The 26,011-nt window shown below is 71.5% G+C and carries 19 protein-coding genes; 7 read left to right on the forward strand and 12 right to left on the reverse strand.

Features of this window, described 5'->3' with window-relative positions; all coding sequences use genetic code 11:
* Positions 1–6: 6 nt before the first annotated feature.
* The 10 genes from WME95_RS31410 to WME95_RS31455 form a co-directional block, all read right to left on the reverse strand.
* Complete coding sequence (locus WME95_RS31410) at positions 7–2,694, reverse strand: type VI secretion system Vgr family protein (protein WP_437903021.1); 2,688 nt, start codon at positions 2,692–2,694, stop codon at positions 7–9.
* 3 nt (positions 2,695–2,697) lie between these two features.
* Positions 2,698–4,938: a type VI secretion system Vgr family protein gene (locus WME95_RS31415; RefSeq protein WP_437903022.1), complete on the reverse strand. Its 2,241-nt coding sequence runs from the start codon at positions 4,936–4,938 to the stop codon at positions 2,698–2,700.
* Positions 4,939–4,950: 12 nt separating this feature from the next.
* A complete protein-coding gene (locus WME95_RS31420; protein ID WP_437903023.1) occupies positions 4,951–7,155 on the reverse strand; it encodes a type VI secretion system Vgr family protein in 2,205 nt (734 codons plus the stop codon).
* Between the two features lie 118 nt (positions 7,156–7,273).
* Positions 7,274–7,840: a hypothetical protein gene (locus WME95_RS31425; RefSeq protein WP_437903024.1), complete on the reverse strand. Its 567-nt coding sequence runs from the start codon at positions 7,838–7,840 to the stop codon at positions 7,274–7,276.
* A gap of 165 nt (positions 7,841–8,005) precedes the next feature.
* Positions 8,006–8,470 (reverse strand): hypothetical protein, encoded by a 465-nt coding sequence (locus WME95_RS31430; protein ID WP_437903025.1) that lies wholly within the window; start codon positions 8,468–8,470, stop codon positions 8,006–8,008.
* A gap of 17 nt (positions 8,471–8,487) precedes the next feature.
* Entirely contained in the window at positions 8,488–12,375 is a 3,888-nt protein-coding gene (locus tag WME95_RS31435; RefSeq protein WP_437903026.1) for an RHS repeat-associated core domain-containing protein, read from the reverse strand.
* A gap of 3 nt (positions 12,376–12,378) precedes the next feature.
* Positions 12,379–12,834, reverse strand: coding sequence for a hypothetical protein (locus tag WME95_RS31440; RefSeq protein WP_437903027.1), 456 nt, complete (start codon positions 12,832–12,834; stop codon positions 12,379–12,381).
* Positions 12,835–12,911: 77 nt separating this feature from the next.
* Entirely contained in the window at positions 12,912–13,520 is a 609-nt protein-coding gene (locus tag WME95_RS31445) for a hypothetical protein (RefSeq protein WP_437903028.1), read from the reverse strand.
* Positions 13,517–13,813 (reverse strand): hypothetical protein, encoded by a 297-nt coding sequence (locus tag WME95_RS31450; RefSeq protein WP_437903029.1) that lies wholly within the window; start codon positions 13,811–13,813, stop codon positions 13,517–13,519. Before WME95_RS31450 ends, WME95_RS31445 begins: the two co-directional genes overlap by 4 nt.
* Positions 13,800–14,564, reverse strand: a complete 765-nt coding sequence (locus WME95_RS31455; RefSeq protein WP_437903030.1) for a DUF6531 domain-containing protein — start codon at positions 14,562–14,564, stop codon at positions 13,800–13,802. Before WME95_RS31455 ends, WME95_RS31450 begins: the two co-directional genes overlap by 14 nt.
* Positions 14,565–14,892: 328 nt before the next feature.
* On the opposite strand from WME95_RS31455, the gene WME95_RS31460 reads away from it, so the two are divergent.
* The 4 genes from WME95_RS31460 to WME95_RS31475 all read left to right on the forward strand — a co-directional run bounded on the left by WME95_RS31460 (position 14,893) and on the right by WME95_RS31475 (position 18,882).
* Entirely contained in the window at positions 14,893–15,855 is a 963-nt protein-coding gene (locus tag WME95_RS31460; protein WP_437903031.1) for a hypothetical protein, read from the forward strand.
* Positions 15,856–16,104: 249 nt separating this feature from the next.
* The gene (locus WME95_RS31465; protein WP_437903032.1) at positions 16,105–16,635 is read left to right on the forward strand and encodes an Lrp/AsnC family transcriptional regulator; all 531 of its coding nucleotides are present in this window, start codon (positions 16,105–16,107) and stop codon (positions 16,633–16,635) included.
* Positions 16,632–17,624, forward strand: coding sequence for an N-acetyltransferase family protein (locus WME95_RS31470; protein ID WP_437903033.1), 993 nt, complete (start codon positions 16,632–16,634; stop codon positions 17,622–17,624). Before WME95_RS31465 ends, WME95_RS31470 begins: the two co-directional genes overlap by 4 nt.
* A gap of 202 nt (positions 17,625–17,826) precedes the next feature.
* Positions 17,827–18,882 (forward strand): lipase family protein, encoded by a 1,056-nt coding sequence (locus WME95_RS31475; protein WP_437903034.1) that lies wholly within the window; start codon positions 17,827–17,829, stop codon positions 18,880–18,882.
* A 102-nt stretch (positions 18,883–18,984) separates the two neighbouring features.
* Here the strand turns inward: WME95_RS31475 and WME95_RS31480 are convergent, their stop codons facing one another.
* Positions 18,985–20,604, reverse strand: coding sequence for an ABC-F family ATP-binding cassette domain-containing protein (locus WME95_RS31480; RefSeq protein WP_437903035.1), 1,620 nt, complete (start codon positions 20,602–20,604; stop codon positions 18,985–18,987).
* An 81-nt stretch (positions 20,605–20,685) separates the two neighbouring features.
* Positions 20,686–21,345, reverse strand: coding sequence for an FmdE family protein (locus tag WME95_RS31485; protein WP_437903037.1), 660 nt, complete (start codon positions 21,343–21,345; stop codon positions 20,686–20,688).
* A gap of 297 nt (positions 21,346–21,642) precedes the next feature.
* Here WME95_RS31485 and WME95_RS31490 point away from each other — a divergent pair, with 297 nt between their 5' ends.
* Genes WME95_RS31490 through WME95_RS31500 form a run of 3 tightly spaced genes read left to right on the forward strand, consistent with a single transcriptional unit; the run spans position 21,643 to position 25,887 of the window.
* Positions 21,643–23,235: a protein kinase domain-containing protein gene (locus tag WME95_RS31490; RefSeq protein WP_437903038.1), complete on the forward strand. Its 1,593-nt coding sequence runs from the start codon at positions 21,643–21,645 to the stop codon at positions 23,233–23,235.
* A gap of 10 nt (positions 23,236–23,245) precedes the next feature.
* Positions 23,246–24,229, forward strand: a complete 984-nt coding sequence (locus tag WME95_RS31495) for a tetratricopeptide repeat protein (protein WP_437903039.1) — start codon at positions 23,246–23,248, stop codon at positions 24,227–24,229.
* A gap of 41 nt (positions 24,230–24,270) precedes the next feature.
* Positions 24,271–25,887 (forward strand): hypothetical protein, encoded by a 1,617-nt coding sequence (locus tag WME95_RS31500; protein ID WP_437903040.1) that lies wholly within the window; start codon positions 24,271–24,273, stop codon positions 25,885–25,887.
* Positions 25,888–26,011 lie beyond the last annotated feature (124 nt).

Here is a 26,011-nt window from a genome sequence, read left to right on the forward strand (position 1 = left end):
GCTGCCTCACAGCAACGATACGTTGCGCTTCAACCTGACGTTCGGCGCCGTGATCGTGACGAGCCCAGCCTTGATTGTCACCCCTCCGCCGTCGATGACCACCTCGCTCGGGCCGCATTTGAACACGATGGCCCCCGCGGCGTCCACCTTGTGAAAAGCCCCGATGAACATGCCCTTGCCGCCCGCCATCACGGCGTGGGAGCCGCCGATCCTGTCGACCACGGCGCCGCCCACCATCGTGGTCCGACTACCGCCGACCGTCTCCGCCTCCGCCGCGCCGCTCACGACGACAAGGCCGGCCGCCTGCTCCGTCTTGTCGGCCAGGCACGTCTCGGCCCGCGTACCGGCGACGAGCTCGATCCGCGCAGCGCCGATCCGCTGCGACCGCGCGCCCCCGACCGTCGTGTGAATGCCGGCTGCCGCGATCGTGGCCTTCATGCCCCCCACGGTCTCGTCGTGCGTCGAAGCGCACACGTTCACGGAGTGCCCCGGTCCGGCAGCGCTGTCCGATGCCGAGCTGCTCGCCGATGCGCCCTCCTCCGTCGCCCCGGGGGTGCCCGAGGGGCCAGCGCCGCCGCCCGCGCCAGCACCCGACGCATTGCCGGGACGCGCCGAACCGGCGTTCATCGCGCCTCCGAGCAGCGCGTCGAACCAGCCGGATCCATCGCCCGAAGCCGCTGGCCCGCCGACGGCTGCCCCGAGGGACGCGCCGAACGCGGCCGGCGAGGGCAGGCTCGCCACCGCGTCGAGCGCCTTCGTCGTGGCGCCCATGTCCCCGACGTCCATGGCGTCCATCGCAGCTCCCAACTCCCCGAGCTGGCTCTCCAGCGCGTGGACTGGCAGCATCATCTGGTTGACCTTCGCCACGGCGGTCCGGTCGAGCGCCGCGAGCGCGCGGCGCGCCTCCGCCTTCGCGGCCTCTGTCGGCGCGCTCGCGGCGAGAGACAGGAGCGCGCTCGCCGGATTGCCGGTCATTTCCTTCTGCGTGCCGCCCACCGTCGTCGCGCTCGCCCCCTTGGCCGTGAGCCCATAGACGGCGTTCACCTGCACCGACCGATTGCCGCCCACGCTCGTGGTCTGTGCACCGTCGATGGTGGCCAGATAGCCGTTGGTCACCTGGATCTTCTGATCTGCGCCCACGGCGAGCCGCGCGTCGACCTTGACGCTCTTCGACTCGTCGACGCCTGTGGAGCGCGTCTTGTCGTTCGCCGTCGCAAACGTCGTATTCCGCTGGGACCTGATGCTGATCTCCTCGTGTCCAGCCTTGTCCTCCAGGCGGATCTCGTTCGCGCCCGAACCGCCCGGCGACGAGCTCGTCCGCAGCGCGCTGCGCGACTTCGCGTCGGGCAGCGCGTAGGGCGGCCTGAATCGACCGTTGAAGACGCGCCCCGTCACGACGGGTCTGTCGGGGTTTCCTTCGAGAAACTCGACGATGACCTCCCACCCCACCCGTGGCAGGAAGATAGCCCCGCTCGCCTGCGGCTGCGCCACGCGGATCCAGCACGACGCCGTATCATCGCTCTCGCCGTGGCGATCCCAGTGAAACTTGACCTTGCACCGGCCGTGCGCGTCCGTGTGGATGTCCTCGACAGGCGCGCCTTTCGGCGCGACGATCACGGCCGTCTGCGGGCCCTCGATGATCGGCGCCGGCGTCCGCTGCGGGCTGCGGTAACGGACGGTCCTCGGAACGCTCGTGGCGCGGACGAGGTACATCCCATCGCGCAGCTCGTGCACAGCCGAGGTGATGAAATGGTCACCGTCGAGCTCGTCGGGAGCGTCGACGAGCGTGAACCACCGGCCCGCGGTGAGCCGCGCGCAGCCGGAATCCAGCGCGAGGCATGCACGCTCGGCCTGCAGCGCTTCCAGCCGAACGCGGGCGAGCCGCTCCCCCTCGCGTCGCTCGGTGTACCGCCCCGGAACATCGTACACCTCGAGATCCGCGTCCGTATCCGCCGCCGCCGTCACCGTCTGATCGATCTCCGGCGCCTCGAAGTCGTAGTCACGCAGGACCACCTTGCCCGTCCTCGTGCGGCATCGCCGCACGAGGACGCAGATCGCGTCCTCGACGCCGTCGAGCCCAGCGCCGAAGCGGTAGGGGACCTCCTTGTTCCCGTCGATCGGGTCGCTCGCGGTGCTGTCGTCCTCGAAGACGACGATCTCGCCAGCGTCGCCGGCTTCAGCGTGAAAGGTGATGCCCTCCTCCTCGAGGAGCCGCGAGACGAACGCCAGCGAGCTCTCGTTGTACTGCACGCAGTACGTGCGCTTCGGATAGCTGCTCACGAGGCGCCATGACTGGCGCTGTTCGTCGATGCCAGCGCCTCGCAGCACCGCGGAGACGATCTCCTTCACGTCCTGGTCCTGATAGATGCGGCAGTCCACCTCGCGCTCGAGCAGGCCCATCCACGAGGTGAGCTGGATCCGGTACGAGGTGCCCCGAACGCCGTCGTTCGCGGGCGTCGCGGCGATCTCGACATCGGTCACCACCCCGTGCATCTCGTGCTCTGGGCCCCCCCGGCCGAAGGCGAGGTACGCGGGGCTGCCGAGCAGCTCGTCCGGATCGACGTAGATCGCGGAGCGAAGCTCGACCTCCGCCGTGGTGACGAGGCCGAGCCGGCGCTCGACCCGGAACCCGACGACGTCCCGCGACTCGATCGCCTCGGCCCGGAAGAGCGTGCTCAGCGTCCGCGGCGCCATGGCTCAGTTCTCCTTGATGACGCCCAGCTCGTCGCAGTCGCCGTCGAACGTGATCGTGACACCGGCGAGCGACACCGACGCTGGGGTCAGGGTGATCGTGGACGCCCCCATGACGACGCTGAGCGACGTCTGGGCCTCGAACACGACGTTCGCCGCCTTGACGATCTGCGCGCCCCCGGCGACTTCGAGGAAATCCGCCTCGCTCACGTCCTGACGATCCCCGGCGACGACGTTCAGGATCGCGCCGGCGGCCTTCTGGCTCAACGTGGTCCCGACCTCGACGGCACGGCCGCCGCCCGCGAGGATCACCTTGGCCGCTCCCGCTGCCTCGGTCCGGCTCCCCTTCACCGTCACGGTCCGGTCCGAGGCGGTCATCTCGATCAGCGCCGCGCCGACCGTGTCCTCCATCGTGGCCATGGTCGCCTCGTCGACCGAGCCAGCCGCGAGATCGACCTGCGCCCCGCCGATGGCCAGCGTCGAGCTCCCCGTGACGGTGCGCTCGTGATCCCCGCCCGCCTTGACATCGCGGCTGCCACCGACGGTGAGCGAATGGCTGCCGACGTCATCCACCATGAGCGTCGAGGCGCGCACCTTCTGATCGCCGCCGATCGCGAGCTCCTGGTTCGCTCCGACAGCGGCGGACAAGCTGTCGGTCACCGTCAGCGAATGGTTGGCGCCGATGGAACGCGACTCGCTGTTGCCGATGCGCTCCATCACGTTGTTTCCCGCATGGACCGAGCCGTCCCGGGACGCGTTCATGAACATCTCCTCGGCGCCCGCCCGATCGTCCATGCGTATCTCGTTCGCCGACCCGCCGCCAGGGGTAGTGGCCGTCTGCAGGGCCATCCGGGTCTTGTGCGCCGGCAGCGAATACGGGGGCGGAGACGCGGCGTTGTACAACCGCCCTCCCACGAGCGGCTGATCGGGGTCGCCGTCGATGAAATCGAGGCACACCTCCCAGCCCACGCGCGGCGTCAGCATGCCGCCGCCGAGCGGGAGCTGGCTCGTCCGGATCCACGCGCTCGATGAATCGTCGGGCTTGCCACGCCGATCCCACGGCATCAAGACCTTCACGCGACCGTGCCGATCGGGGTGGATCTCCCTGCCCGGCGGTCCCGTCGTCACGGCCGACTGCGCGCCAAGGACCCTGGCCGCCCGCGGGCCTCGCGGGGGGCGATAGCTGCTCTTCGACGTGGGGATTGCGCGGAAGGCGATGCGTCCTCCGCGCCGACTCGCGTCGCCGTGCGCCTCGGTCTTCGGGCGCGCCTCCAGGGCGATGTCGACCTCCACGAGCAGGTACTCCTGATTGAGCGGCTCGTAGGGATGGTCCGTCAGCGAGAACCTGCGCCCGGGGCGCACCCGAAGGGTGTTCGTCGTGCCGCTCGCGAGGGCGCGCCGGGCGCGGAGCGACTCCAGGAGCACCCTGGCACGACGGTCGCCCACGGCCGGCTCGGTGAACCGGCCAGGGTGCACGTACACTTCCAGCGCGCTCTCCTGGTCGTCGTCCCCTTGGGCCGTGGCGTCGAGCTTGACCCTGGGTCGCTCGAAATCATGGTCTCGCAGGTGCACGCGCCCCGGCGCCATCGTCCTGTGGCAGGAGATGGTGGTTATCGCATCGCGCGCCGTATCGAGCCCGTCTGCCGGACGGAACACCAGCTGATTCCCCCCATCGATGCCGTCGGGCTCGGTGTCGAGGAAGGTGACCGTGTCGGCCCCGGTGCTCGAATCGATGAGGAAGGAGATCCCCTCTTCCGCGAGCAGCCGCCTTACAAAGTCGAGATCCGTCTCACGGTACTGCGCCGTCGTCCGTCGCTCCGGGTAGCTCTGCGTGAGCTGCCAGCGCTGCGCCGGCGCGGGGATGCCCGCGCCGGCGAGGACCTCCTTCACGATGTCGGGAGCCGACATGTGCTGGAAGATCCGGCAGTCGGCGCGCTGGGTGAGCCGGAAGAGCCTGGGACGCGCGACGAGCCGCGTCCCGGTCTCCTCCGTGCCCCGCGGCGTGGCGCGCTCCGCCTCGACGACATAACCGGCCAGCTTGCGCTCCTCCCGGCCCTCGCGGCGCGACAGCGTGAGCAGGAGCGGCTTCCCCAGCAAGGTCGCCGGGTCCGGCCCCCCGGCGCGGTCGGTGATCTCGCACCGGAGCGAGCCGAGGTCATCGAGCGCCTCGTGCGCCTCGAGCCAGAGGAGGGGGAACGGGGCGCCGTCTATCGTGAGCTCCTGCTCGATGTCGATGATGTCTGCCACGCTGTCCGTCCCTCACCCGATCTTGAGGCTCGCCGCCTGCCGGACGATGAGCGCCGCGTTGATGGCGATCTTCGCGCCCTGGAGCGTCATCGGGCCCCCGTCGAGCTTGATCGCGCTCCCGCCGCCGTGGAACCTCCCCACGCCACCCGCGAGGACGATCTGCGGCGCCTCGACGAGGTAATCGCCGCCCGCGTCGCGCAGGTGGAGACCTCCAATCAGCTGCTTCACCGACCCGGCCTGCGTGGAGAGCGCGCCCACGCTGTGTATCTCTCCCGCGGACGACGTCTGATCCTTGCTCGTCGCGACGCTCTCGACGCTCGTGCCGGCGACGAGCTGCGCGATGAGCGCCCCTGCCGTCTCATCGTAGGTCGAGAGCATGTTGTCATCGATCGAGGCGAGCGAGACGCTGGTCTGGACCGAGCCGACGTCGCGGGTGAAGGCGCCGGTGATCTGCTGCCGGACGCCGCACGAGAGGGTGATGTGGTCCCCGCCCACGGCGTAGTCGCGCGCCCCGCCGACCTTCTCGACGAGATCGGCGCTCGCGTGGACCTGGTCATCGCCGCTCACGGAGATCGTCTGCGCGCCGGCCACCTTGATCTGGAGCGCATTGCCGACGTCGATCGACTGGTTCGCGCCCACCGTGATCGACTCGTTCGCGCCGATGGAGACCGCGTAGTTGCTCCCGACGCTGTGCTCCTCGTCGCCCCCCACGGTCTCGTCCTTGTCGTGGCCGGTGGCGATGGAGAGGTCCTTCTTGGCGGAGATGGAGAGCCCCTGGCTCGCGGCCGTGTCGCTCATCGTGATCTCGTTGTGCCCGGCGCCGCCCGGCGTGGACATGCTCTTCAGCGCGCTCCTGGCGGCCGCGCCGGGCAGGGCGTAGGGCGGCGTGTCCTCCGCGTTGAACGTGCGCCCGAGCACGAGGGGGCGATCCGGGTCGCCGTCGAGAAAGCCCACCGAGACCTCCCAGCCGACGCGGGGCAGGATCATCGAGCCGCCGAGGCCGAGCTGCGACACGCGCAGCCAGGCGCTCGACGTATCGTCCTGCTTGCCCGAACGATCCCACAGGAAGCGCACCTTGACGCGGCCGTACGTGTCGACGTGGACGGCCTGGGGCTCGCTCGACGGCCCGGTGACGATCGCTGTCTGGACGCCGCCGACCCGCGGCTTCTTCGTGCGGCGAGCCGGGGCGAACGGCGCGTCCTTCGGTATGGCGGCGAACTCGTTCTCGCACGCCTCTGCGCCGAGGCGGCCTCGCGATCGGAGCTCGGTGACGACGAACTCTCCGTCCAGGAAGGGCTCCGCCGCCCCCTCGATCGCCATCGGTGTACCGCACAGGAGCCCCGCAGCGTGTGTCTTGCCGCGGCAAACGTCCATGTCGCCCCGGAGAGAGCTCAGCCGCCGCGCTGCCTTCCGTGCGCCTTCGGTGCCCGTGGTGAACCCGCCTGGGTACTCGAAGTGGTGAATGGCTCGGTTGCCGGGCGCCGTTGCCGAGGCAGCGGGGAAGACGTCAGGCTTCTCGAAATCGTAGTCGCGCAGCGCGACGCCCGTGGTCCTCAGGGCCTTTCTCCGGCGCAGATCGAGCACCGGCCGGGCGTTCGCGCGCGCGCCCTGCCGGACGGAGAGCAGCACCTCGGGCGTCCCGTCCTGCGGCGCGAAGGCCGCCGGGTCGTCCCCCAGGACGAGCCTGTGCCCGTCTGGGCCGTGGAGGAAGAAGTAGAATATCCCCTCCTCTTCGAGGAGCCGGTGAACGAAGTCCAGCTCTGTCTCGCGGTACTGGCACAGGAACTCGCGAGGCGCGTAGCTCTGCCGAAGCCGCCATTCGACGCCGCTGTCGACGCCGGCGTCGGCGAGGACGGTCTTGACGACATCGATCGGACTCATGTCCTGGAAGATGCGCGAGCCCTCGCGGTGCTCGAGCGCGGCGAGGGCGGGCCGGAGCCGGAGGTGAAAGTGGTATTCACCAGCCTGGTACTGGAGGAAGCCGACCTGGTCCGGCAGGCCGTCGTAGTGCCGGACGCCCCCGTGACCATCATCGACCTCGAGCAGCATCCGGCGCTGGAGGCACCCATCGACACGAAACGATGGATCGCTTGTCGAGATCTCGACGCGGACGGCGTACGGCAGCGAGATCGCCTCGTGCGCTTCGTAGGAGAGGACCCGGACGTCGCCGGGCAGACCTCCGCTCCTGAGAATGATGTGGCCGAGCGTCCCCTCCATCAAACGCGCCCTCCAGCTTCCGGAACCCTCACGTGTATCCTGACTCGCCGCCCCTGGCAACGCACCTCGCGCGCGGTCAGCTGGGCTCCCCGGAGGCGCAGGGCGCGACGGCGCGGGCTCAATTCAACCTCAAGATGCGCCCGACGAGGCGGAATAGCCCACGAGAGGCGGCGCTGATGCGGCTGCCGACCACCTCGATGTCCCCGTCCTGACGGATGCGCACCGCGCCGTGCCCTGAGCGCAGCAGCACTTCCTCCTCCGCCTCGATGCTCACCGTGGTCGCCTGCAGCCGGATCTCGCGAGGCTTGCGCGTCGTGAGCGCCGCGACGACGAGGGGCGCTTCCCCCTCGCAGCACTCGACGAGCACCAGATCGCCGTTGGCGTGAGCGTCGGCGATCACCTCGGGATCCACCTCCGGCGCGAGCTCCGCCTCGAGCGGCGCGGTCGCGCCGCGGAGCACGATCGTCGCGCTGCGGCCAGCCACGTCGAGGACGCGCGCGGTGCGGGTGCCGGCCGCCGGTGCGCGAGCTGGTGCGCCGTCCGCGCTGCGCGGCGCCAGCTCCGGGGAGGTGGATTGAGGCAGGAGATCCTCGATCGAGAGGCGCGACGCCGGCGTGGACGCCTCCTCCGGCTCGACGGTCATGCTGCCAAGCCCGTCGAGGTCCTGGTCGTGGGCCCTCATCATGCCTCCGGTATCCCACGCGATGGCAATACTCCACCGCGGCGAGCTCGAGCTGTGCGCATGCTTCTCAAAGTCGTCCTTGGGGCGAACGACGCGCGAGTCGAGCCGCACCTCCTCGCCACATTGGTCTGTGGTCCTGATGAACGCGAACGCATCGATTCTGTCAGGCTACGCGGAAGGCGGTTCATAAGGGTCGACCAACTTCCAAATCTCGTCGCACCTCTTCCTGTAGGCCGGATCCTTGGGGTCGACCTTACGCATGGCGCGGAGGAATTTGTCCGGCGGTTTGTACCCGTGTGTATCGATGTAATGAAGAATCAAGTCCGGGAATATGTAAATGCAAGTCTTTCCGGGAACGCCGATATTTCTCCAACCCAGATATGTATCTTGCCCAGCAACGATGCGCGGGGGAGGCTCAGTGTCCGGATCGTCGAAGCAGAAGCTGCACGCATGCGTGCCCTCGATTTCCTCTGGCGTCCAGCCATGCATGATGAGCTGCTCCAGCCTCGCGACGTCCTCCGGATCCACAGCCCCTTGAGGGATTGGATGAGGCTTGTTCATCCAACCGATCGTGACCAGCTTGAGGTGCCTGTAACCCTCCCAGCGGTGCCCTCCATCACTGTAGTGCGACATGTCACAATACTCCTGTTCTACTCCGGCGATTTGCGTCTTTTCTTGCTAGAGCGGCCGCTGGCTTCGAAAAATTCATCGTCCACCTCCCGGGTCGAGGGACGGTAGCCCGCCGGGCTCGGGGCGACGTTCGACGTCCCCGCCTCACGCCAGAAGCCAGGTTCGTAACGCCAGTCGTTTCTCTCGTTCTGAGTGTAGACAGTGTTGTAGCGCTTCCGAACACGTAGGTTCTCTGTCGGAGCATAAACCTTGCTCCCGTCTTTCGCCATCTCTGCGGCAAGGCGGTCGGCGATGCTGTTTTCCCCCTTCGCCGTCTTGCAGCTCGCCAGTCGAATCGTCATCCCAGGCTTGTAGTCCGGGTGGTTCCGAATGTAGCCGGCGAGCTCCTTCTCGTCGTAAACCATGTAGCTTCGATGATCTTGACGGGCTCTGTCATCAAACGGCCGATGCATGCCGCTCGAATTTCCGTGTCCACGCAGAATAAATTCGTCCGGGTGATCCGGAAAATCAAATTCACGCACACCAGCAAGGATGAGGACCAGTCCGAATGGATCCACCCATCGGAAGGGGTTGAGCGCATACCGATACGCGTTCAACCCGCCGAGGAGCCCCGTCGGGTCGGGGCTGATGTAGCGTCCCGTGTCCGGATCGTAATACCGGAACCGGTTGTAGAAGAGCCCCGTCTCCTGATCTTCGTACTGCCCCTGAAAACGGAGCGGGGTCTCCGCTTCCGCGCTGCCGCGCGGCCTCACGCGCCCCCAGACGCTCCGCTCGATGCTCCCCGCGATCGTCCCGTCCAGGTTCGCGAGCGCGTCCGGCGCGCCCGCCGGGTCGGTCAGGTAGCAGCGCCAGCTTCCATCGCCGTCGCGCTGGTAGTGCGCCATCGGGACGAACTCGTCATCCTCGTACACGTAGGTCCGGGCTCGCTCGGAATCTCCGGCGCGCGTCACCTCGTGGACGACCCTGTGCCGATCCCAGACGTACCGCGTCGCCGCTACCTCGATCCACCGCTCGCCCTGGCCTCTCCTCGATACACGTTTGCCGATCCGCCTCGCCAGCGGGTCGTACGTGAACTCCACGCGAAGGCCCTCGGGCGTCAGGACACATTCGAGCAGATCCCGATCGCTCCACTGGAAGCGCGTCACGAGCTCCCCGCCCGATGGCGCACGGACGCGCCGCTCGCTCAGCCGCCCCAGGGCGTCCCACACGTAGTCGATATCTCCGCGGCGAACCAGCCGCCCACCCGGTCCGTAGGACCAGGCGCCGCTGCCGCTCGCCTCGGCGATGTTGCCAGAAGGATCGTAGCGGAAGCGCTCCTCCCGCTCCGCCGCTCCCCACGCCGCGATGACCTGGCCGCGCGCGTCGTGATCGTACCGCGTCACCCCGGCGTCGCGATCCCAGGTCTCGAGGAGCTCCTGCCGCGCGTCGTACCGGTATGCCCGGCCCCACACCGCGTCGGGCAGCGGCCCGACCCAGTCCGGCTCTCCTCGCCCGATCCTCGGCGCGCGCGCAGGGGACGTGATCCACCGTGCCGCGATCTGACCGGCAGGCGTGTACGCGGTCGTGACAGCGCCGCCGTCGGGCGAGAACACGCGCCGCACCTCGCGGCCCAGGGGATCGTTCGCGTGGTCGATCAGGAGCCCTGCCGCCGCGCTCGTACGCCTCCGCAGGCCGCGAACATCCCGGACGATGGCCTCCTCGTGGCCCCACGATGTCCGGCGCGCGACCGCGCCCCCGATCGCGCCCCATGTCGTCTCGATCGCGTACGATACACCCCCGACCGTCTGCTCCTCGCGCGTGATCCGCCCGCGCGCGTCGCGCTCGAACGTGAAGCGCCCCGCGCCGCTCGAGGCCGCGATCACCGCCCCGTTCGCGTCGTGCTCGAACGTCTCGATCCCGCTGCCCGGCCGGGTGATGGTGACCAGGTTGCCGGCGGCGTCGTAGGAGAGCTGCATTCGCCCGCGCTCCCCGTTCTCGATCGACTGGAGCCTGCCGGCCTCGTCGAAGCGGTACCTGAACGTCCGCCCGTCGAACGTCGTCTCCTTCACGAGGCGGTGCCACGCGTCGTAGTCGAGCCGGTGCACCTCGCCCACCTCGTTGTGCACCTCGACGAGCTCGCCGTCCCGATCGTACGCGAGCCGCACGGTATTGCCGTTCTGGTCCTTCGCCGCGCAGAGCTGCCGGTAGCCGCCCCACGCGAGCTCGCGCACGTTGCCGGCCGGATCCTCGACGCGCACGAGATAGCCCTCCGCGTCGTACGCATACCGGGTGACGCCCTCGGGAGCTTGCGTCGCAAGCAAGTTCCCGAGCGGCGAGTACTCGTGGCGGACGGTCCGCCCCATCGGGTCGGTCCTTGCGACCATTCTCCCGAGAGCGTCATAGCGCCACGACCAGCGCGCGCCGTCAGGGGCGACGGCGCCGACCTGATTGCCATGCACGTCCCGCTCGATGCGCCATGAGCCTCCTCCCGGAGACGCAACCTCCACGACCTGACCTCGACCGTCGCGCCGGTAGAGCGCCGCCGCGCCAACACCGTCGCGGTGGACGACCACGTTACCGCGCCCGTCCCGATCGAGCTCGACCGTGTCTCCCCGCCGGTCCGTGATGCGCACCGGATTGCCGCGAGCGTCCCGCTCGATTCGTGTGACGCGGCCCAGCGGGTCGGTGATCGCGAGGAGTCGGCCGCGCTCGTCGCGCTCGAACGTGGTCGTCGCCCCCAGGCCGTCGGTCCGCGACAGGAGATGTCCGTGCTCATCATACGTCCGCGTGACGACCCCCCGCCCGTCGACGCTCCTGTCGAGCGTCCCCATCGGGTTGCCGAAGAACCGGCGGATGGTGGTGGAGTCGGTCACCTCGCTGTAGCCGCCGGAGCCGTAGACGAGCTTGCAATGATAGATGCCCTTGGCCACCGTGGTCCCGTCACGGAGCCGCGGGGGCAACCCCTCGGCGAGGCAGGGATCCGCCTTGCCGGCGTGGTCGAGCCAGACCTCCACGCAACGGCGCTGCGAATCGTAGACGTAGTGAGACGTGAGCCCGACGCGATCGGTGGACGACACGAGGAGATGACCCCCCTCGTACGTGTAGCGAGACGCGTGGCCCTCGGCGTCCGTCACGCGGACGAGGTCACCGTCCTCGCCGCGGGCGTAGCTCGCGATCCGCAAGGAACGATCGTGCGTGGGTGAGGTCAGCACGTCGATCGCGGCGATCCTGCCGCCGGCGTCCGGCGTGACGCGCAGCACCCTCCCCACGCTGTCGACGACGCGAACGAGCGCGCCGCCATGATACGTGAGCTCGATCCGGTTTCCGTTTCCATCCTCGATCGAGCTCAGCCGGAGCAGGCGCTCCTCGGGGCCAGCGCTCGCAAAGACGCGATCGAGCCCGTCGCCGATGTCGAGCACAAAGCCTCTTGCGTCGCGGCGCAGCAGGTAGCCCCAGGGCCCGATCGTCTCCTCTCCAACGGCGAGGGGCTGCTCGAAATCGACGGAAATACCTTCCTCGGTCCACACCACGATGGAGCGCCGTCGCACCTCGATCGTCCACCCCCAGCTGTGCCCCCAACCCCACCCCAGCCCGAAGTCGCGCGCGGCCGCGTGCGAGCTGTACGAGCGCGTGAACTCGAGCGGGATGGGCCCGGGGAGGCGCAGATCGGTGACCGGGGGCGTGAAGACTCGCCCGGTGACCACGTCGACCGGGTCACTGGCGCTCTCGGTATCGGACGTACCGCTCGGCGCGCACTTCTGGTCACCGCTCGCGCCCGCGCCTCCGCCGCCACGGCCGTCGCCGCCGCCGTCACCACCGCCGCTGCCGCCGCCATCACTTCCGCCCGCGCCCCCTCCTCCGCCCATCACGGCGACTCCCGGGCACATGCCCGGCGGAGCAGCTGCGTCCGGCGCAGGTGCTGTCGACATCGCTCAGCCCTCTCCTTGACGGCCCGGGCTCCACCCTGGCTCGCCGCGGAGCGCCGCGTGAAACCGCCTCTCCGCGCCGGGATCCTCGGCCATCCGCGGGCTCCAGTGCTCGCTCCCGCGGACATAGTCGGCCAGGGTCACGCCCACGCTGGCGAGCGCCGCCTGCACGTCCCCCGTCTCGTGCAGCAGCGATGTCACCTGAGCGAACTGCTCCAGCGAGATCGGCGGTGCCGCCGGGCGTGATACCGCCTGGCAGGCCGCAGTACACGTTGCGAGCAGCGCCGGAATGCCTTCACTTTCGTTCGCCAGAGCGCCCGAGAGGAGCGCCTGCCAGTGTGCGTCGGCGGCGCTCCATCGCGCCTCGTCCAGCCCGTGTCGAGCGAGCACCTCCGCCTGCGCGTCGCCGGATGCTGCAAGCTGAGCCATGACCGTCACGTACGTCTCCAGATCGAGCACCATGATTGAGCGCGTCGAGCGTAGGCGATGAGGATGTGCTGTTCCAGAACGAAAAGCGACGAATTCCGGCGCAAGGGCGCTCAAGGAGCGGAGTCGCGGCTCGAGGTGCCCCGGCCCTCCTCGTGCAGCGCGATGGCGCGATCGAGCGCCTCTCTCGCCCCTCGCTTCTCCCGGGGGAATGCCTCCACGTGATCGCAGCGAGTCCACACCATCGCACGTGCGATGTCCGACAGCGCCGCCGCCGGCTCGTTCGGCTCGGCATGGCGGTGCACCTGAAAGAGCACTGGCACCTGCTCCGGCTGCCGTCCCGCCGCGATCAGGTCGGCGCGCAGCGTCCTCGCGCCGTGCATGCCGACGGCGAGCCAGCGCGCCCGGCCGTCGACCGGGAGCACGATGACGTGCGCGCGCTTCAGGACCTCGAGCTCGGCGCGCACCTCGTCGCTCTCGGCCGCGAGGCCCTCGATGGGCTCGTGCCAGGCGACCCCGCGCGTCACGACCAGCGAGACGCGCAACGGGAGGGCGGCGGTGCCGCGCGGCCAGAGCAGCTGAGCCCCCGCTGGCGTCGGGCCGGCCTCGATCGACGCCGAGCGGGCGAAGCCGGCCAGGTGCCGGAGGAGCCGGTAGGGGCTCCCGGTGGGGCCCGTATAGTAGACGACGTGAAGCGGCTGTGGCTGGACAGGGGTGCTCACCAGTCGAGGTCCTCCTGCTCGACGACCACGCGCGCGTTGTCGAACAGCGCTGCGACGAGCTGCCGGCGATCGTCGAAGACGAGGCCCTGGGCGTAGTCCACGATGCGGCCACCGGGCTCCTCGTTGACGCAGTGGACGCCCCAGAGCACCGGCTCGCCCGTGGCGTCGTCGCAGGTGCGAAGCGGCTCGGGCGCGCCGTCAGGCCCGCGGGCCGAGATGACGAGCGGCGCGCCGCCGCCCTCGGCGGCCGCGCTGGCGGCGAGGTGGCGGCAGAGGAGGTTACTTGGCTTCATGCTCGGCCTTCATCTCTTCGTAGAGCGCGATGGCGCGGTCGAGCGCTTCTTTCATACCGCGCTTATCGCCAGGGAAGGATTCGAGGTGATCGCAGCGCGCCCAGGTGAGCCCCGCGACGATGTCGGAAGTCGGGCTCGTGGGGACGCCTTCCTGGTGCGGATGGTAGATCTGGAACACCACCGGGATGGTATCGGGATCCCGCCCCGCGGCGACGAGGCGGCCGATCTCGTCGTGCTCGTAGCGCGCGAAGGTGATCCAGCGCCCCTGGGAGGTTGCGTTGTAGACGCTGATGGAGACGATCCGCCCCTCGGGGCTCGACCCCAAGCGGACGCGCCGGCCGGCGCTGTCCAGCACCTCCGCGATCCTCGACCCTTCGTGGGAGATCGAGATCCGGTTCCCGGAGCGGTCCTCGATCGCCGTGAGCAGCCACTCCCGCTCACCCTCGATCGGCAGAGAAAAGGCGTGGTAGAGGCCGTCGCCCCTGTCGAGACGATAGCCGCCGCGCTCGCGCCGCAGCAGCCAGCCCCAGGGCCCGAGCGCCTCGCCGCCCTCGGGCAGCACGGGGAAGTCGACCGAGATGCCCTCGTCGGTCCAGACGCGCGTCGCGCGCCGGGTGAGGGTGACACGCCAGCCGAGGCTGTGCGTCCAGCCGTAGCCGAGGCCGACGTCGCGCTCGGCCATGGCCGAGGAGTAACGGCGGACGAAGGAGAACGGGAGCGGGCCGGGCAGCGAGAGATCGGTCCGCGGCACACGCGTCCGGTGACGACATCGACCGGCTCGCCTTCGGACCTCTGCCTCCCCTGCCCGGAGGGCGCGTGTTTCTGATCGCCGCCCCCGCCCTCTCCGCTCCCGCTCCCCTCACCGCCGTTGCCCCCGCCGCCGCTTCCACCGCCGCCGCTGCCACCGGAGCCACCGCCGCCCCCCAGCACGGCGACGCCAGGACACATCCCCGGGGGAGCAGCGGCATCCGGCGCCGGTGCGGTCGACATGGCTCAGCGTGCCCTCCAGGCGGGTGCTTCGGTCACATGATTCGCGTGCTCGCGGCGCAGGAGCGACGCTTCGGGCTAGGATGCGCGCGATGGGTACGGCGCTGACGGTGGAGCGTTACGCAGAGATGCGCGCGCAGATGGAGGCCGGGAGGCTCCGCGACGAGGTGCTCGCGCGCGCCGGCCTCACGGCGGACGAGTGGACGGCCGCGCAGCGCGAATGGCTCGAGCGGATGGGCGCGGAGCTCGAGCGCGGCTGCTTCGAGCTGACCAACCGCTACACACAAGCCTTCCTCGAGCACCTGCGGGCGTTCGTCGCGGCCTCGCCGCCGGTGAAAGCGCCGTCCGGTCGAGCGCCGGCCGCACCTCGGCTCGCCGCGCCAGCGCGGCGCCCCACGGCGCCGGCCACACCCGCGGCGCCGGCTACACCCGCGGCGCCGGCCACGTCCGCGGCGCCGGCCACGTCCGCGGCGCCGGCCACGTCCGCGGCGCCGGCCACGTCCGCGGCGCCGGTCGCGCCCGCCGGCACAGCCCCGCTCCCAGACATGCCTGCGCTCGTCGCCGCCCTGCCCTTCGTGCCGAACGCGCCGCCCGGCCGAGTGCCGGCCGCACCGCGGCTCGCCGCGTCAGCGCCGCGCCCCGCGGCGCGGGCCACCCCCGCGGCGCCGGCCACACCCGCGGCACCCGCCACCCTCGCGGCGCCGGCCGCCCCCGCCGGCACAGCCCCACTTCCAGACATGGCAGCGCTCGTCGCCGCCCTGCCCTTCACCCCGGCGCCGGAAAAGCGGGGCGCCCCAGCGCCCCCGCCCCCCCCGAGCGCCGCGGCCCACTCAGCGCCCGCCCTCTCGCTGGAGCAGTACGCCGCGCTCTGCGCGGAGCTCTCGCTGCACCCGCGGAGCGGCGCGGCGATCTACCCGCGCTACGGCCTCCGCGACGCGGCCGCGTGGCAGGCCACGGACGCCGCATGGCAGGCCCGGATGCGCGGCGACTCCGCCCTCGAGGCACGCTGGCAGCAGCTCATCACCCATTACCGAGCCCACTACATGGCTCGCTGAGCCGACCCGCGACGACACCGCGGCGTTCGCCGCTCCGCTGCTGACCTGCCGCGCCGTCACACCCTGTCGAGACCGGCTCCGCCGCCCGACCGAAGACGCGGCGAGGACCAGCGAGGCGTGCCCCACGGCCCACGGCGGCAGCGTCCCACGGGCCATCGCCCCTCCTCGGCGACGCGACGCTTCGCTGCGCCTCACTTGCAAATCGAAAAATTTCATTCGATCCTGCATTCACTTCCAATGACAACAACCATGGATGCCATCGATTTGAAAGCGATCCACCTCCTCGCCCGCGACGCCCGCCGGTCGTGGGCGGACCTCGGCGAGGCGGTCGGCCTCTCCTCGCCCGCCGTGGCCGAGCGGGTGCGGCGGCTCGAGGAGCGCGGCGTCATCACGGGGTGGGAGGCGCGCCTGGACGCCCGGGCCGTGGGCGCCGGGCTCACGGCCTTCATCTCGGTCTCGATCGCGAACCGGCGCGGTCGCGGCGAGTTCCTGCGCGCCGTCGAGCGCGCGGCCGAGATCCAGGAGTGCCACCACGTCGCCGGCGACGAGGACTACCTGCTCAAGGTGCGCTGCCGCGACACCGAGGCGCTCGAGCGCCTGCTCACGCAGGAGCTCAAGGCCCACGACGGCGTGGTGCGCACGCGCACGACGATCGTCCTGTCCACCGCCAAGGAGACCGCGCTCCCGCCCCTGCCGCTGCCGTCCGACGAGGCGCGCGACGGCGAAGCGCGCCCCCGCAAGGCGCCCGGCCGCGGAGCGGCCCGGAAGGAGGCGCCGTGAGCGGCGCCGACGGACTGCCGCCCTTCGACGATCGTGGCGAGCGCCGCGAACGTCAGATCGAAGAGCGCGACCTCGCGGCGCTCGCCGCCGCCGTCGAGGACGCCGCGATCGCGCAGCGCGATTTCTCGCACGCGCGCCACCTGCTCCTCGCCCTGCACTACGTGCGCGCCCACGGGCCCGAGGGGGCGCTCGCGCGCATGCGCTCCGCCCTGCAGGCCTTCAACGCGCGGCACCCGCCGAGCAACGGTTACCACGAGACGATCACGGTCGCCTGGCTCACGCTCGTCGCCCGCCACGCCGCCGAGCACCGAGGCGCCGCCGTCCACGAGCTCGCGGAGGGCCTCCTCGACCGCCATCGCAGCAGCAAGGCGCTCTTCGCCCATTACTCTCGCGCGCGGCTGCTCTCGGACGACGCCCGCGCCGCGTTCGTCGCGCCCGACCTCGCGCCGCTCCCGGCGCCAGGCGACGGCGTTCTCATCCGCCTGGCGACCGAGGCCGATCTCTCGGCGATCGAGGAGATCTATGCGTTCTACGTCGAGCGCTCGACCTGCACCTTCGCCACCACCGTCCCGACCCCGGCGGAGCGCCGCGCCTGGCTCGCCGCGCACGGCCCCCTGCACCCCGCCACCGTGGCCGTCGAGGGCGACGGGACCGTGGTCGGCTGGGGCTCGCTCTCGCTGTGGAACCCGCGCGAGGCCTACGCCCGCTCCGTCGAGAACTCGGTCTACGTGCGCGACGGCCTCCACCGGCGGGGGCTCGGGCGCCGCCTCCTCGCCGATCTCGTGAGCCGCGCGATCTCGCTCGGCCACCGCACGATCATCGCGCAGATCGCCGGAGACCAGGCGGCGAGCGTCGCGCTGCACCGCGCGCTCGGGTTCGAGGACGCCGGGCTGCTCCGCGACGTCGGGCACAAGTTCGACCGCTGGCTCGACGTGATCCTGATGCAGCGTGCGATTCCTTACCCTGCAAGCGACGGCCAGCAGCCGTGAGGTAACTCACGCGCCCGCGATCACCCTCGACGACCCCGAATTGCGTCGGCTGAACGCGCACGGAAACGCACCCACCGTCATCGAACCGATCGCCTCGGGATTCAACACATCGCGGGCTCGCGCGGCGAGGCCGGCTCGGGTCGTCCGGAGCAAATGGCACCGTAGCGCCGCACCCACCGAGCGCAGAAAGCGGCAGCACAGCATGTTCGTCACCAACGTTGAGCGCCGAGAGGAGCGCAAAGGGACCCCTGCCAGCGGGAGGGCCCTCGACCTGCTGGGCAAGATGGAGCGGAACGAGCGGGAGTACGACGAGACGATCGCCTATGCCCTCTCGCTCGCGTCGGCGTGGTCGTACGCCGCCCCGCAGGCGCTCCACGACGTCATGAACAGCCTCGGGTTCGAGAACCGGTGCTACGCCGTCACGCTGAGCAACGATGCCGTCTCGGCGCGCACGAGCGCGTCGCTCCTCCAGCACGTCGATGGCTCGGCGGCGATCCTGTGTTTCCGCGGCACAGAGCCGGCGAACACCGGCGCTCGGCTGGCCGACACCGGCGTCGAGCCGGCTCGGCTCCACGCGTGGAAGGCCGTGCAGGGCGGCGTCTACCGCGGCCGCGAGCCGATGGCGCGCTACATCGCCTGCCGTCTGAAGAGGGCGATGAACGGGCAATCGGTCGTCGACGAGAAGGGCGAGCTCGTCTCGGTGGACGCCCCCGCAGGCTCCGACGCGACCGGCGAGCCCCTCGAGCACCGCTTGAAGGCGCTCTACATCACAGGACACGGCCTGGGTGGCGCGCTGGCGGCCCTCGCTGCAGCCATGATCTTCGAAGACAAGGAGCACGAGGGCATCAGGGACGCGGTGCGCGGCGTCTACACGTACGGGCAACCGCGCATCGGAAACGAGATCTTCGCCCGGGGATGTCAGGACACTTACGGACGCCTCCTCTTCCGTCATATCCATGCCAACGACCTCGTGCCGATGTTCCCTCCGCCGTCGGTCGGGAGGTTCGAGCCGTTCGGTCACGAGCTCCGATCGAGCGCGGCGGGCTGGGTGTTCTCGGAGCAGCCCGCGCGTCGTGCCGACACGGCGCCCTTCGGCTCCACGGTGGACGTCCTGGCCTGGGTCAAGCAGCGGCTCCCCCTGGTCCGCCGACTGCAGCGGCCGTTCTCGTCGGACGACCACGCCGCGCACAGGTACGTGAGCGTATCCCAGCGATCGTTGCGTCTGCGCCGGTCGGAGCTCGTTCTGGAGAGAACGTGAGAGGGAGGTCGAGCCACGGTGATGGCCACCGTGGCCGTGCCCCGAGCGGACGAATGGATCCGCGTGCGCCCTGGAGCGCGCCCCAGGGCTCCGGCGGGCGCGCTACGAGGCCCTGGCGTTCTTCAGCGCTTCCGGGTTCCCCGGCCCCTCGAGGTACTCGTCGTACGTGCCGTTGAAGATGCGCGGATCCTTCGACGACAGATCGAGCACGCGGGTGCCGAGCTTGCCCACGAAGTGCCGGTCGTGGCTCGTCACGACGACCGTCCCCTTGTACTCGACGAGCGCCTGGAGGAGCGCGTCGATGCTCTCGACGTCGAGGTGGTTCGTCGGCTCGTCGAGCACGACGATGTTGTTCTTCACCAGGATGAGCTTCGCGAGGAACAGGCGCGCCGCCTCGCCGCCGGAGAGGTTCTCCGTCTTCTTGAGCCCGGCCTCGCCGCTGAAGAGCAGCTTCCCGAGCACCGAGCGCACATGCTCCTTCGGGGCGGACGGGTCGAAGCGGTACAGCCAGTCGTAGGCGGTGAACCCCGCCTCGATCGCCTCGTGGTGATCCTGCGCGAAATAGCCGACGTTCGTGTCGTGGCCCCACGTGACGGCCCCGGCGTCGGGCGTGTACTCGCCGACGAGGAGCTTGAGCAGCGTCGACTTGCCGATGCCGCTCGGCCCGATGACCGCGAGCTTGTCGCCGCGGTTCAGGTTGAAATCGAGCTTCTGGATCACGCGCTTATCGCCGAAGCCCTTGGAGAGGCCCTCGACGCGCAGCACGTCGCGGCCGGAGGGCTTCTCGATCTCGAACTTGATGTACGGGCGCACGACGCTCGAGCGCCGCACCTGGATGCCCGCCTCGAGCTTCTCGATCTCCTTCACGCGCGACTGCGCCTGGCTCGACCGGCTCGCGCTCGCGCCGAAGCGGGCCACGAAGTCCTTGAGCTCGGCGATCTTCTTCTTCTTCTGCGCGGCGTCGGCCTCCGACTGGCGCTTGCCGGTCGTCTTCTGCTCGATGAAGTCGTCGTAGTCGCCCGTGTAGAGCGTGACCGTCTGGTAGTCGACGTCGGCGACGTGCGTCGCGATCGCGTTCATGAAGTGCCGGTCGTGGCTGACGACGAGGAGCGTGCCGCGGAAGGTGTCGGTCAGGTACGACTCGAGCCAGCGGATCGAGTCGAGGTCGAGGTGGTTCGTCGGCTCGTCGAGGAGCAGGACGTCCGCGCCCCCGAAGAGCGTCTGGGCGATGAGGACGCGGAGTTTGTACCCGCCCGCGAGCGTGCTCACCGTGCTCGTGTGCCGGGCGGTCGCGATCCCGAGCCCCTCGAGCATCTCGGCGGCGCGCGACTCGGCGGTGTAGCCGTCCTCCTCGCCGATCGTCCCCTCGAGCTCGGCCAGCCGCATGCCGACCTCGTCGGTCATCTCGACCTCGTACAGCCGATCGCGCTCCTGCATCGCGTCCCAGAGCGCCCGGTTCCCCATCAGGACCGTGTCGAGGATGCGGGAGGACTCGTAGGCGAAATGGTCCTGCTTGAGCACGCCGACGCGGAGCTGCCTCGGGATCTCGACCGAGCCCTGATCCGACTCCTCCTCGCCGGAGATGACCTTGAGGAGCGTCGATTTCCCCGCTCCGTTCGCGCCGACGAGCACGTAGCGCTTGCCGGGGTCGAAGCGCATCGTGACGTTCTCGAAGAGAATTTTGGGACCGTACCGCTTGGTGAGCTTTTCGAGCGTGATCATCTCAGCGGGGCCGGGCGTAGCACGTGTGCGCCTGCGGTTCCGGTGAATTCCGGAGGCAGCGCGCGCCCCGGGGCAGGCGCGTCACCTCGGCGCGGCGGGCGGCGGGCTGGCGACGCGCGCCGGCGCTTCCTCGAATACCTCGGCGTCTGGCAAGGAGAGGACCTCCCTGCCGGCCGATTCCAGCTTCTCTCTCGGCACGTCGCGGAAGCGCGCGCGGAAGGCCGCAGACGGGCGGAGGGTCACGGCCTGCCCGGTCGATCTGCGCCTGTACGTGGTCTCCACGCCGTCCTCGCTCGCCTCGATCAGGCTGAGATTCAGCTTCCCGAGGCTGGCCCCCGTCGCGGCGGCGGCGCCGTCGGCGATGCAGGAGAACTGCACGTTCCGCGGGCTGTGGTGGATCACCTCGAGGTCGAAGCTCCTCGCGGGCAGCCCGAGCCTCGCGAGCGCAAAGCGCCCCATGCGGTAGCCGGCGACGGCCCACGGCCCGGCCCCGCCGTGGATCGCGGCGACGGCGCGGAGCTCGTCGTCCGGGGCCTCCGCGGCAGGCCGGCCCTGCGCGGGCGGGTGGCCGTGGTGGTGGGCCGCGTGCCGCTGCCCGCGGCCCTGATGGGCAGGCGCATGCGGCCGGCCGGCGGTCTCCTGCGCCGGGCCCTCGGGCGGATGGGCGCCCGCGCCGCCGCACCGGATCGAGGAAATGGCGGCGAGGAGGATCAACGCCGCCTGGCTCATCGTTCTGCGCATGCTCGCTCGATCCCCTGGGAGGGCGGCGGAGTGTCCCCGTTCGCGCGCGACGTCAAGGGCGTCGGGCCGCGCGCCGCTGCCCGCGACGCCCGGGATCCGCCCGATCCGGCGAGCGCGCGGGCGTACCCTGGACGGTTTCACGCACCGCGGCGTCAGACCGGGGTAACATGCGCCCGTCATGCCTCGCGCGCCCGCCAGCCGTCCCCGTCGCCAAAGCCGCGCCGGCCTCGCTGGCTCCGCTGGCCTCGCCGGCGAGGCGACGACCCACGTGGCCCGCGCCGGGGGTGATGCTCGCCGATGACCCGCGTCCACCCTGAAGGCTTCCGGCCCGAAGCACTCGTAGGCCAGGTCCTGCGCGGCAAGTGGCGGCTGGAGCGCCTGCTGGGCTTCGGCGGGATGGCCATGGTCTACGCGGCCACGCACCGCAACGGGATGCGCGGCGCGGTGAAGATCCTCCGCCGCGAGCTGTCCGAGGACGAGGAGGCGCGCTCGCGCTTCCTGCGCGAGGGCTACGTCGCCAACCGCGTCGAGCACCCGGGCATCGTCCGGGTGCTCGACGACGACGTCACCGACGACGGCTCCGTGTTCCTGGTGATGGAGCTGCTCGAGGGCGAGACCGTCGAGGCGCGCCGCGCGCGCGAGCCGGGCGGCGTGCTCGGCGCGAACGAGGTGCTCGCCATCGCCGACGACCTGCTCGACGTGCTCGCCGTCGCGCACGAGCGCGGGATCGTGCACCGCGACCTCAAGCCGGACAACCTGTTCCTCACGCGCCAGGGGCAGCTGAAGGTGCTCGACTTCGGCATCGCGCGGCTGCGCGAGCTCTCGTCCCCGGCGAACGCCTCCACGCGCGCCGGCACGCTGATGGGGACGCCGCAGTTCATGCCGCCGGAGCAGGCGCGGGGGCAGTGGGACAGGGTCGACCCGCGCAGCGATCTGTGGGCCGTCGGGAGCACGATGTACCAGCTCCTCTCGGGGCGGTACGTGCACGAGGCCGAGACGCTCCCGCTGCTGCTCCTCGCGGCGATGACGCAGCCGGCGCCGCCGGTGGGCAGCGTCCTGCCGGCCCTGCCCCCGCCGGTCGCCGGCGTGATGGACGTGGCGCTCGCGTTCGACCCCGACCGCCGCTGGCCGAACGCCCGCGCGATGCAGCGCGCGCTCCGCCAGGCGCGGGGCGGCGCGGCGCTCGAGCTGGCCCCGGGCGCGCCCCCGGATCCCCGGCGCGCGCCCCTGCACTCGGAGCACGGGCGCGGGCTCCCGCACTCGGATCCTCCCGGACGCCCGTCGGCGCAGGCGCGAGGTCCCGGGAGCGGGCCACGCGGCACGGAGTTCGCCACGGCGGACACGGCCAGCGGCGTCGCGGCCGGCGGCGGCGCGGCCAGCACCGGCACGGTCTCGCCGGTCGTGGAGCGCTCGGCCAGCGCGGAGCGCTCCGCGCCGCGCGCGGCGGCCACGGGCGCGCTCCTCGCCGGCGCCGGCATGATGGCCGTGGGTGCCCTGGTCGCGCTCGTGTTGTGGCAGCGCGCGGGCGAAAGGCGCGCGGAGGATCCGTCGCACGGCTCCACGGTGGAGGCCGAGCCGCGCCCCACCGCGGGCGCCGAGGCGGCGACGGCGCCGCCCGACACCGCAGGCTCTCCCGGGGCCGGCGTGCAGCCGGCGCCGTCCGGCGATGCGGTCCCCGCGATCGCGCCGTCCGCGCCCGCGAGCACGCCGGCGCCCGAGGCCGCGAGCGCGTCCGCGCACGCGGCGCCGGCGAGCGCGAGCGCGTCCGCGCCGAGGCCCGCCGCCGGGGGCAGGGCGCGATCCCCCGCGACCGCGACGAAGGCGCCCGCCGCCACGACGCCGGCCCCCGCGCCGACGCCGGCGGAGGACCCGTACAACCGGAGACGTTGAGGCCGCACGGATGCGTAGATCGAGCTCGCGTAGACGATTCCCGGCGGAGGTGCTCGCCCTGGGAGGAGCCGTGCTCCTCGCCTGCCCCGACGCCTCCGCGCAGGGGCGCGATCCTGCGGCCGCGGAGGCGCTGTTCGACGCCGGCAGGGCGGCGCTGCAGGCGAAGGACTACGACGCCGCGTGCCCGAAATTCCGGGAGAGCTACGAGCTCGATCCGGCGCCCGGGGCGCTGCTCAACCTCGGCGACTGCGAGGAGAAGCGCGGCAGGGTCGCGACCGCGTGGTCGATCTTCCGGCAGCTCGCGCGCGATCTGCCCGCGAACGACGACCGCCGCCCCATCGCCCAGTCGCGCGCGGCGGCGCTCGAGGCCCGCGTGCCGAGGCTCACGATCCGGCTCGCGCCGGGGGCGCCCGCGGACACGGCGGTGCAGCGCGCGGGGGTCCCGGTCGGCGCGGGCTCGCTGGGCTCGCCGTTGCCGGTGGACCCGGGCGAGGTCCAGGTGACGGCGGCGGCGCCGGGCCGGAAGCAGAAGATCTTTACGGTGCAGCTCGCGGAGGGCGCGCAGGTCGAGCTGCTCGTGGCACCGGAGGAGGCCGCGGCCGCCGCGGGCGCGGGGCCTGCGCTCCCCCCGAAGACCGCCCCGCAGGAGGCGGGGGGCTCGCCCCGGCGGACGGCCGGCTGGATCAGCGCCGGCGTCGGCGCGGTCGGGATCGGCGTCGGCGCCGTGTTCGGCGCGCGCGCGATCGGGAAGAAGGGCGACGCCGAGGCGTACTGCGACGAGGACAACGTCTGCCTGGATCAGGGGATCAAGCTGCAGAAGCAGGGCGTGACCGCGGGGACGATCTCGACGGTCGCGTTCCTCGTCGGGGCGGCGGCGCTGGGCACGGGCGCGGTGCTCGTCTTCACGGCGCCCTCCTCGGGGCAAGGGTCGCCGGCGCCCCGGGCCACCCTCGGCGTTGTGCCGGGAGGCGCCGTGGCGACCATCGTCTTTTGACGGGAGCTGCGCGGCGTCGCCGCGAGGGAGGGGCCCGGGTGGTGAAGCGCGATCAGAAGAGCGTTCGAGCCGTGTTCTCCGCCGTCCTGCTCATCGCCGCGGGCGTGGGAGGTTGCAACGCGCTCATCGGCCTCGAGGTCGGCCAGCTGGACGCATCGACGGGCGGCGCGGGCGGCGCCGGCACGGGCACGGGCGGAGGGGCCGAGGGCGGCGGTGGCAGCGGCGGCGCCGGCACGGGCGGCAGCGGCGGAGGCGACGGCGGCAGCGCTGGCACGGGCGGCAGCGGCGGGGGCGGCGGCGAGGCGCCGTTCTGCGGCGAGGATCGCGAGGACGCCATCCGCGGGCCGCAGGCGCGCTGGGGCACGACCCTCGGGCTCGACGTCACCGATGTCGCGGCGCACGGCGACGGGGTGGCGGCCATCGTCAACGAGAAGGGCTCGATCTCCGTCGCGCGGTGGGCGCGCGGCGGCACCCGCGATGCCGGGTATGGGCTGACGGCGACCGATCTGCTGGAAGGCGACATCAAGGCCACGCACCTCTCCATCGGCCAGGGGCTCGCCTATGTGGCCGGATGGTCGGAGAGCGGCCCCCAGCTGCCCGGCGCGTCCACCTCCGGGTGCGTCCTCAGCGGGCTCGCGCGCTCTCACCCGAGCTTCCTCGCTGCGCTCGACGAGAAGGGCCAGTGCCGGTGGGCGTGGTCGCCAGACGGCGGCGCCACCTCCACCCCGCTCGGCCTCACGGCGGCGCCCGGCGCGGTGGTGATCGCCGCCTCGGTGAAGGGGCCGAGCGTGAACGACGGCACGTGCACCCTCGCGATGGGCGGCGCGGAGACGTCCGTGGGGCTGGCCGCGCTCGATCCGGCGGCAGGCGGTTGCCTGTGGGGGATGCCCATCGGCCCGTCGCCGGCCGTGACGGTCGGAGAGCTCCTCGTCGACGAGGCGCGCGGCGAGGTGCTGGCGGTCGGCCGCTACGAGGGCGAGGAGGGCTACGTCGTCGGGGGAGCGCTGCTCCCTCCCTCGCAGGATCGCGATGTGTTCGTGGCGCGCTTCGCGCTGACCGAGGGGTCGCTCAAGGGCATCGACGCGTTCCCCCTCCCCGGGCATCAGGACGTGGACCAGCGCGGGGCCGCGCTGCTCCCGGGCGGCGACGTCGTGATCGTCGGCTCCTACGCCGGCTCGCTCGATTTCGGCGAGGGCTGCCCGCCGGCGCCCGAAGAGGACGCGCCGGACATGGAGAACTTCTTCGTCATGCGCGTCGCCGGCCCGTCCGTGGTCTGGGGCCGCGGGTTCGGCGACGCGGGGCACCGGCAGTGGGTCGCCAGCGTGGCGGCGGCGCCCGATGGGCTGATCTACGTGACGGGGAACTACCAGGGCGAGATCGACCTCGGGAACGGCGGGAAGCTCGTCGCTCCCGCGACGGACGCCGATCCGATGGTCGGGTTTCTGATCGTGCTCGACGCCCGCGGCAACGTCGTCTCCGCCTCCGAGCTGAAGGGGACGGGCGACGCTTACGTGTGGGCCGCCGCGCCCGGCCCGGCGCCTGGCGACGCCCTCTATCTCGGCGGGGAGCTGGGCGGCACCCTCGATATCGGGCGCGACCCGCCGCTCACCGACGCAATGGGGCGCGGGTTCGTCGCCGAGCTCCCGGGCGTGCGGTGATCCCCGCGGTCCGGCGCGCCGGGCCGTGAGCGCTCGACGCCCCGCCCCCCGCATCGGCCGCTGCGACCGGATCGCCGCGGCCCGCGCTCCGGCCGACGGCGGAGAGCGCGCCTTTCGGTGAGGG

Source organism: Sorangium sp. So ce327 (assembly GCF_051530205.1).
Classification (GTDB): domain Bacteria; phylum Myxococcota_A; class Polyangia; order Polyangiales; family Polyangiaceae; genus Sorangium; species Sorangium cellulosum_B.